At 71.3% G+C, this 7874-nt stretch carries 6 protein-coding genes; 4 read left to right on the top strand and 2 right to left on the bottom strand.

Features of this window, described 5'->3' with window-relative positions:
• Nucleotides 1-422: 422 nt before the first annotated feature.
• Together cmk and hisC are read right to left on the bottom strand one after the other, a co-directional pair.
• Nucleotides 423-1088: a (d)CMP kinase gene (gene cmk / locus M0P34_RS11730; protein WP_291499301.1), complete on the bottom strand. Its 666-nt coding sequence runs from the start codon at nt 1086-1088 to the stop codon at nt 423-425.
• The gene (gene hisC, locus M0P34_RS11725; protein WP_291499299.1) at nt 1085-2197 is read right to left on the bottom strand and encodes a histidinol-phosphate transaminase; all 1113 of its coding nucleotides are present in this window, start codon (nt 2195-2197) and stop codon (nt 1085-1087) included. The genes cmk and hisC overlap by 4 nt, the downstream gene beginning before the upstream one ends.
• A 426-nt stretch (nt 2198-2623) precedes the next feature.
• Here hisC and speA point away from each other — a divergent pair, with 426 nt between their 5' ends.
• The 4 genes from speA to speB are packed head-to-tail and all read left to right on the top strand — an operon-like array spanning nt 2624 to nt 7804.
• Nucleotides 2624-4537: a biosynthetic arginine decarboxylase gene (gene speA / locus M0P34_RS11720; protein WP_291499297.1), complete on the top strand. Its 1914-nt coding sequence runs from the start codon at nt 2624-2626 to the stop codon at nt 4535-4537.
• A gap of 22 nt (nt 4538-4559) precedes the next feature.
• Nucleotides 4560-5738: a saccharopine dehydrogenase family protein gene (locus tag M0P34_RS11715; RefSeq protein WP_291499295.1), complete on the top strand. Its 1179-nt coding sequence runs from the start codon at nt 4560-4562 to the stop codon at nt 5736-5738.
• A 4-nt stretch (nt 5739-5742) separates the two neighbouring features.
• A complete protein-coding gene (nspC, locus tag M0P34_RS11710) occupies nt 5743-6918 on the top strand; it encodes a carboxynorspermidine decarboxylase (protein ID WP_291499294.1) in 1176 nt (391 codons plus the stop codon).
• A 28-nt stretch (nt 6919-6946) separates the two neighbouring features.
• On the top strand, nt 6947-7804 hold the full coding sequence (speB, locus tag M0P34_RS11705; protein WP_291499303.1) for an agmatinase: 858 nt from the start codon (nt 6947-6949) through the stop codon (nt 7802-7804).
• Nucleotides 7805-7874 lie beyond the last annotated feature (70 nt).

Genomic DNA, 7874 nt, shown 5'->3' with positions numbered 1-7874 from the left:
GGGCCGCTGCGGACCGATGCGGGCCGGAACGGGGCGGATGCGGGGCGGACGCGGGAAGCGGTACAGGGCGAGGCCGGGCGGGCGCGCTGCCGGGGCGGCCCGGCGGGACGGGCCACGGCCCCGGCCGGGTCGGGGACAGCCCGCGCGCCCCGGACCCCCGCGTCCGCCGGGCTGCGGCGCGGGACGGCGGGGTCGCGCGGCGGGACACAGGCGCCCCTGCTCCGCGCGCGGCACGGGAAAAGGGGCGGCAGCCGCACAGGGCCGCACGGGGCGCCAGGCCGGGCGACCCCGGATCGGCGCCCCGCCCGGGGTCGCAAGGGGGCCCCGGCCCCCGGACGGGGCCGTCGGGGCAGGTGCCAGCCCGGAGCCGCAAGGGGATGTCGTCATTCCCGGAACGCGCGCGGCGCGGCCCGGGGGCGGGGTCAGCTCCGGCCCAGGGCCGCCATGATGGCCGCGAACACGCCGTCGATGTCCAGGGGGCCGGTGTCGATGACCAGGGCGTCCTCCGCCGGGCGCAGGGGGGCCACGGCGCGGGTGCGGTCCTGGTGGTCGCGGGCGCGGATCTGTGCGGTGACGGCGTCCAGGTCCGCCGGGGCGCCCAGGGCCCGCAGCTGCTCGCAGCGCCGCCGGGCGCGGATCTCGGGGGCGGCGTCCAGGAAGAACTTGTGCGCCGCCTCGGGAAAGACCACCGTGCCCATGTCGCGCCCCTCGGCCACCAGGGCCGTGGCCCGGCCCACGGCGCGCTGGGCGGCCTTGAGGAACTCGCGCACCTCGGGCAGGGTCGCCACGTCCGAAGCCAGCATGCCCACCTGCTCGGTGCGGATCTCCTCGCCCACGGGCCGCCCGTTCAGGCGCAGCGCCGAGGCCGCGCCCCTGCCCTCCAGCCCGAAGGCCAGCCCCTCCAGCCGGGCGCGCAGCCCGGCCCCGGGCAGCTCGCGGGCGCCGGGGCCAAGGGCCAGGGCCGTGGCGCGGAACATGGCCCCCGTGTCCAGATAGGCCAGCCCCAGGGCCTCGGCCACGCGCCGGGCCAGGGTTGTCTTGCCCACGCCCGCCGGGCCGTCCAGGGTCACGATACGCGGCGCGCTCATGCCAGCACCTCGGCCAGCGCGCGCACCAGGGCCGCGTTTTCCTGCTCGTTGCCCACGCTCACGCGCAGCGAGGCCGCCAGGCCGTAGCTGGCCAGGGGCCGCAGGATGATCCCGCGCGCCAGCAGGGCCTCGAAGACGCCCTTGGCGTCCAGGGCCGCGCCCGCGGGCAGATCCATGATGAAGAAATTGGCCTGCGACGGCCACACCGTGCAGCCCAGGGCGCCCAGCTCGCGGGCCAGGAACTCCCGCCCCCGGCGCACGGCCTCGCGCGTGGCGCGCACGAAATCGTCGTCCCGCAGGGCCGCGAGCCCGGCCTCCTCGGCCAGGATGTTCACCGAAAAGGGCGGCTTCACCCGCAGGCAGTAGTCCGCCAGCCACTCGGGCAGCAGCCCGTAGCCCAGGCGCAGCCCGGCCAGCCCGTACATCTTGGAGAACGTGCGCAGAACCGCCACGCGCGGGAACTCCTCCAGCCGGGGCAGCAGGGAATAGGCCTCCTGCGGCTCGGCGAAGTCCATGTACGCCTCGTCGAGCACCAGCAGACACTGCGGCGGCAGCTCGCGGGCCAGCCGCTCCAGCACGGCCACGGGCGGGGCGTAGCCCGAGGGGTTGTCCGGCGTGGTCACGAAGCAGATGGCCGTGTTCTCGTCGGCCAGGGCCAGCAGGGCGTCGGGGTCGAAGCTGAACCCGGGGCCCAGGGGCGCCTGGCGGAACTCCACCCCGCACAGCCGGGCCTGGAGCCGGTACATGGCGAAGCAGGGCTTGAAGGCGATGATATTGTCGCGCCCGGGCCGGGCCTTCACGCGGATGAGCAGGTCGATGATCTCGTCGGAGCCGTTGCCCGCCACCACCCGCCCGGCGGGCAGGCCGTGGTGCCCGGCAATGGCCGCCGCCAGCCGGGGCGTACCGGCCTGGGCATAGCGGAAGGCCAGGCCCGCCTTGTCGCACAGCACCTTTTGCACCACCGGCGAGGTGCCCAGGGGGTTTTCGTTGGAGGCCATCTTGATCACCGCGTCCAGGCCGAAGCGGGCCTTGATCTCGTCGATGGTCAGCCCCGGGCTGTAGGCCTCGAAATCCTCGACCTCGGGCCGGACCCTGCGGATGTCGTCCATAGCCTGCCTCCTCGTCGTTTCATCGTTGCCGCGCAAACGTGGAAGCAAACGCCAAAGCCCGGCGCTTGTCAACCGGCCCCCGGGCGGGGCCCGCCCGGCCCGCGCCTGCCCGGCTCCGCCCGGCGTCCCCTCCGGCCCTCGCCCGGCCCTGGTCCGGCACCGTCCGGCACATCGCCCGGCGCCCTCCCCCGCCCGCGGGCGGCGCCCGCCCCTGTCGCCTGCCGGCGCTTCCGGGCCGCAGGGCCCCGGGGCGGCGCCGATTTTTTTCATTGACGCCGCAAGCGATGGAATCTAGGTAAACCCCTCGGCTGCGTGTGGCCCAAGATCCTCGATCCCTCTCGCCGCGCAGCCCTTTCCCTGGGTCCCACCGGGCCCGGCAAAGTTCAGGTCCGCGTCCCGCGCGGATGGCGAGGAGGGGAATCCCCCATGAGCAAGCGCCCCCTGGAGAAGTGGTCCGCCGAACGGTCCGCCGACCTCTACGGCATCCGCAACTGGAGCGGTGGCTATTTCGACGTGGCCGAGAACGGCGACCTCGTGCTGGTGCCCTCGCCGGGCAACGGCGTGCGCGTCAGCGTGCCGCAGATCATCGACGGCCTCAAGGAACGCGGCCTGGAGCTGCCCGTGCTGCTGCGCGTGGAGAACATCCTCGACTCGCAGATATCCCTGCTCCACGAGACCTTCCGCGCGGCCATTGCCTCCCTGGGCTACCGCGGCGAATACCGCGGCGTGTTCCCCGTCAAGGTCAACCAGCAGCAGCAGGTGGTGGAGGAGATCGCCCAGTTCGGCTCGCGCTACCACCACGGCCTGGAGGTCGGCTCCAAGGCCGAGCTCATCGCCGCCCTGGCCTACCTGTCCGACCGCGAGGCATGCCTGGTCTGCAACGGCTACAAGGACCGCGATTTCGTGGACCTGGCCCTGTACGCCACCAAGATGGGCTTCAACTGCTTCCTGGTCATGGAGATGCCCGGCGAGCTGCAACTGATCCTCGAGCGCTCCAAGGCCCTGGGCGTGCGGCCCCGCCTGGGCGTGCGCACCAAGGTCAGCGCCCAGGTGGGCGGCCACTGGGCCGAATCCGCCGGCGACCTGTCCATCTTCGGCCTGTCCCCCGCCGAGGTCGTGGAGGTGGTGGACGCCCTGCGCGCGGAGGACATGCTCGACTGCCTGCGCCTGCTGCACTTCCACCTCGGCTCCCAGATCCCCAACATCCGCGACATCCGCACCGCCGTGCACGAGGCCTGCCGCATGTACGCCGAACTGGTGGGCGAAGGCTGCGCCATGGGCTACCTGGACCTGGGCGGCGGCCTGGCCGTGGACTACGACGGCTCGCACACCAACTTCGAGAGCAGCCGCAACTATACCCTGGAGGAATACTGCGCCGACATCGTGGAGTCGGTGATGAGCGAGATGGACGAGCACGGCATGCCCCACCCGCACATCGTCACCGAATCGGGCCGGGCCACCGTGGCCTACTATTCGGTGCTGCTCTTCGACGTGCTCGACGTGAGCCGCCTGGAAAGCCGCCCCGTGCCCGCCGCCGTGCCCGAGGACTACCCCGAGCCCATCCACAACCTCTGGGAGACCCACCGCTCCCTCACGGTCAAGAACGTCCAGGAGTGCTACAACGACGCCATCTACTACCGCGACGAGGTGCGCCAGATGTTCCGCCTGGGCCGCTGCACCCTGCGCGAGCGGGCCATGGGCGAAACCATCTTCTGGGCCATCATGCGCAACATCGCCGACATGCTGGAAGACGTGAAGAACCCGCCGCGCTGGATGGAAGACGTTGCCTTGTCCCTGGCCAGCATCTACTATTGCAACATGAGCGTGTTCCAGTCCCTGCCCGACGCCTGGGCCATCGACCACCTCTTCCCCATCATGCCCGTGCACCGGCTCGACGAGCAGCCCACGGAACACGCCTTCCTGGCCGACATCACCTGCGACTGCGACGGCAAGATCGACCGCTTCATCGATACCCGGGGCGTCAAGCGCGTGCTGGAACTGCACCCCCTGGAGGACGACCGCCCCTACTACCTGGGCGCCTTCCTCGTGGGCGCCTACCAGGAGACCCTGGGCGACCTGCACAACCTCTTCGGCGACACCAACGTCGTCTCGGTGCGCATCAACCCCGACGGCACCTTCGACATCGTGCGCGAGCTCGAAGGCGACAGCGTGTCCGACGTGCTCTCCTATGTGGAATACGACCCCAAGCATGTGGTCGAGAGCTTCCGCCTGCTGGCCGAACAGGGCGTGCGCGACGGCAACATAACCCCCCAGGAGCGCTACTACATCATGAAGGCCTACGAGCGCTGCATGCGGGGCTACACCTACCTCTACCGCTAACCTCGACCCCAGGGAGGATCCCATGAAGAAGGTTCTCATCATCGGCGCCGGCGGCGTCGGCCAGGTGGTGGCGCACAAGTGCGCCCAGGTGCCCGAGGTCTTCGGCGAGATCATGCTCGCCAGCCGCACCAAGGCCAAGTGCGACGCCATCGCCGCCAAACTGCCCCGGCCCATCCGCACCGCGCAGGTGGACGCCGACAACGTGCCCGAACTGACGGCGCTCATCAAAAGCTTCGGCCCCGACCTGGTGCTCAACGTGGCCCTGCCCTACCAGGACCTGCACATCATGGACGCCTGCCTCGAAACGGGCACCAACTACCTGGACACCGCCAACTACGAGCCCCCGGATGAGGCGAAATTCGAATACAAGTGGCAGTGGGCCTACCAGGACCGCTTCCGCCAGGCCGGGCTCATGGCCCTGCTCGGCTCGGGCTTCGACCCCGGCGTGACCAACGTCTTCTGCGCCTACGCCCAGAAGCACCTCTTCGACGAGATCCACGTCCTGGACATCATCGACTGCAACGCGGGCGACCACGGCCAGCCCTTCGCCACCAACTTCAACCCCGAGATCAACATCCGCGAGGTCACCGCCCGGGGCCGCTACTGGGAACGCGGGGAATGGGTGGAAACCGACCCCCTGTCCTGGTCCATGACCTACGACTTCCCCGAAGGCATCGGGGCCAAGAAGTGCTTCCTCATGTACCACGAGGAGCTGGAATCCCTGGTGCGCAACCTGCGCGGCCTGCGCCGGGCCCGCTTCTGGATGACCTTCTCCGACAACTACCTGAACCACCTCAAGGTCCTCGAAAACGTGGGCATGACCCGCATCGATGCCGTGGACTACCAGGGCCGGCAGATCGTGCCCCTCCAGTTCCTCAAGGCCGTGCTGCCCGACCCCGGCTCCCTGGGCCCCCTGACCAAGGGCCGCACCTGCATCGGCTGCCTCATGCGCGGCGTCAAGGACGGACGCGAGAAGACCGTCTACATCTACAATATCTGCGACCACGAGGAGGCCTTCCGCGAGGTCGGCTCCCAGGCCATCAGCTACACCACCGGCGTCCCGGCCATGATCGGCGCCAAGATGATGCTCACCGGCGCCTGGACCGGCGCGGGCGTGTTCAACATGGAGCAGCTCGACCCCGACCCGTTCATGGCCGCCCTGGGCGCCCACGGCCTGCCCTGGGTCGCAAGGGAGCTCTAGCCACATGGACGGCCGCACCCAGGTCCGCTTCGACCCCGCCCGCGTGCCCGAAACCCCCGCCTATGTGCTGGACCTGGGGCTGCTGGCCGACAACCTGGCCGTGCTGGCCGACGTGCAGGCCCGCTCGGGGGCGACCATCCTGCTGGCCCTCAAGGCCTTCTCCATGTTCCGGGTCTTCCCCGCGCTGCGCGAAACCCTCGGCGGGGTCTGCGCCAGCTCGCCCCACGAGGCGCGCCTGGGCCGCGAGGAGTTCGGCGGCGAGGTCCACGCCTTCGCCGCCGCCTTCTCCCGGGCCGACGTGCTCGACCTGGCCGCCACCGCCGACCACCTTGTCTTCAACTCCCCGGCCCAGCGCCGGACCCTGGAACCCGTGGCCCGGGCCGAGGCCGCACGCCTGGGCCGGAGCCTGCACTTCGGCCTGCGCGTGAACCCCGAACACTCCGAAGGCGCCAACCCGCTCTACGACCCCTGCGGCCCGGGCTCGCGCCTGGGCGCCCGCCGGGCCGACATAGGGCCGGACGACGTGCGCGGCCTCTCGGGCCTGCACTTCCACACCCTGTGCGAACAAAACGCGCAACCCCTGGAACGGACCCTGGCCGCCTTCGAAAACAAATTCGCCGACCTGCTCCCCGGCCTGGATTATGTGAACTTCGGCGGCGGGCACCACATCACCCGCGCCGACTACGACCGCGGGCGGCTGGTGGACCTGGTGCGCGACTTCCGCGCCCGGCGGGGGCTGCGCGTCTACCTGGAACCCGGCGAGGCCGTGGTCCTCAACGCGGGCTACCTGGTGACCAGCGTGCTCGATGTCGTGCCCGGCGGCGCCCGGCCCGTGGCCATCATGGACACCGCCGTGCCCTGCCACATGCCCGACGTGCTCGAAGGGCCCTACCGGCCCCACGTCGTCGGCGCGGGCCAGCCCGGGGAAAAGGCCCACACCGTGGGCCTCGGCGGCCCCTCCTGCCTGGCGGGCGACATGGCCGGGGACTACTCCTTCGACACCCCCCCCGCCACCGGCGACCGCCTGGTCTTCACCGACATGGCCCACTACACTATGGTCAAGACCACCACCTTCAACGGCGTGCGCCTGCCATCCATCCTGCTCTACCACCCCGGGCAGGACCGCTTCGAAACCGTGCGCCGCTTCGGCTACCAGGACTTCAAAAGCCGCCTGTCCTAGGCCGCCACACGGAGCGCCCATGACCGCCATGCCCGGCTTCCTGGAAGAGGAGATCGGCCGCCCCGCCGCCCGGGACTGCCGCCTGCACGTCATCCCCGCACCCTTCGAGGCCAGCGTGTCCTACGGCGGCGGCACCGCCAACGGCCCGGCCGCCATCCTCGCCGCCTCCAGCCAGCTCGAACTGTGGGACGGCCAAGGCGAACCCGCCCGCGCAGGCATCCACACCCGCGCCGCCATCGACTGCTCCGGCACCGCCGAGGCCGTCCTCGCGCGCATCGAAACCGCCGTCGGCCAAACCCTGGACGCAGGCGCACTGCCCGTGCTCCTGGGCGGCGAACATACCGTGACCCTGGGCGCACTGGCCGCCCTGCACCGCACCCTGGGGTCCGCCCAACCCTTCGGCGTGGTCCAGTTCGACGCCCACGCCGACCTGCGCGACTCCTACCAGGACTCGCGCCTGAGCCACGCCTGCGTCATGCGCCGCGCCCTGGACCTGGGCCTGCCCCTGTTCCAAATCGGCGTGCGCGCCCTGTGCCGCGACGAACACGACCTGCGCGAAGCCCTGGCCATCGGACGCATCGACGGCCCGGACCTGCCCCTGGCACCACCCCGAACCCCCGTCCTGCCGCCAGACTTCCCCCCACGCATCTACGTCACCTTCGACGTGGACGGCCTGGACCCCGCCCTCATGCCCAGCACCGGCACCCCCGTGCCCGGCGGCCTGTCTTGGCACCAGGCCATGTGGCTGCTGGACAACATCACCCAGGGCCGGACCCTCGTGGGCTGCGATGTGGTGGAACTGGCGCCGATCCCCGGCCTGCACGGCCCCGACTTCACCGCCGCCCGGCTGGCCTACGCCCTCATGGGCCTGGCCACACGCCCATAACCAGGCAAAGGACGGACGGGCGCGGGCGCGGGGCGCGGGGCGCGGGGCGCGGGGCGCGGGGCGCGGGGCG

It is taken from the genome of Desulfocurvus sp. (genome assembly GCF_023230885.1).
Classification (GTDB): domain Bacteria; phylum Desulfobacterota; class Desulfovibrionia; order Desulfovibrionales; family Desulfovibrionaceae; genus Desulfocurvus.
This window is presented reverse-complemented; position numbering and strand designations above follow the sequence as displayed.

What these genes read in the sequence shown, in the direction of transcription:
- nspC (WP_291499294.1), top strand. Translation starts at nt 5,743, where the DNA reads ATGGACGGCCGCACCCAGGTCCGCTTCGACCCCGCCCGCGTGCCCGAA.
- cmk (WP_291499301.1), bottom strand. Translation starts at nt 1,088, where the DNA reads ATGAGCGCGCCGCGTATCGTGACCCTGGACGGCCCGGCGGGCGTGGGC.
- speB (WP_291499303.1), top strand. Translation starts at nt 6,947, where the DNA reads ATGCCCGGCTTCCTGGAAGAGGAGATCGGCCGCCCCGCCGCCCGGGAC.
- speA (WP_291499297.1), top strand. Translation starts at nt 2,624, where the DNA reads ATGAGCAAGCGCCCCCTGGAGAAGTGGTCCGCCGAACGGTCCGCCGAC.
- hisC (WP_291499299.1), bottom strand. Translation starts at nt 2,197, where the DNA reads ATGGACGACATCCGCAGGGTCCGGCCCGAGGTCGAGGATTTCGAGGCC.
- M0P34_RS11715 (WP_291499295.1), top strand. Translation starts at nt 4,560, where the DNA reads ATGAAGAAGGTTCTCATCATCGGCGCCGGCGGCGTCGGCCAGGTGGTG.